Annotated in this window: 1 protein-coding gene; it reads left to right on the top strand. The window is 67.3% G+C overall.

Features of this window, described 5'->3' with window-relative positions; all coding sequences use genetic code 11:
• A partial coding sequence (locus tag EXE44_RS18355; RefSeq protein ID WP_274595401.1) for a heterodisulfide reductase-related iron-sulfur binding cluster occupies window positions 1–410 on the top strand: 410 nt, incomplete at both ends.

Below are 410 nucleotides of genomic sequence, written 5' to 3'. Positions count from 1 at the left end.
AGGCGCGCGGCGGCGCGCAGGTGGAGAACCCCGACAAGCGCGTGGCGTACTTCCACGGCTGCTACTCCAACTACAACACCCCCGAGGTCGGGAAGGCCATGGTCCGCGTGTACGAGCACTTCGGCTACGAGGTGATGGTGCCGCCCCAGAAGTGCTCTGGCACCCCGATGTTCGCGAACGGGATGCTGAAGGACGCCCGGCGCCACGCGGAGACGAACGTCGAGAACCTCGTCGAGGCCATCGGGGAGGGCGCCGACGTGATCGCGTCCTGTACCTCCTGTTCGATGTCGCTGCGCCAGGAGTACCCCGAGCTGTTCGACCTCCACGGGATCGAGGACGTGGCCGAGCACACCTTCGAGGCGCTGGAGTACCTCCGGATCCACGAGGACCTCGAGGGCGAGCTCGACGCG

The sequence above is a fragment of the Halorubrum sp. SS7 genome, from assembly GCF_005435055.1.
Lineage (GTDB): Archaea > Halobacteriota > Halobacteria > Halobacteriales > Haloferacaceae > Halorubrum > Halorubrum salinarum.
Note: the sequence above shows the minus strand (reverse complement) of the source record. Positions and strands in the feature narration are given on the sequence as shown.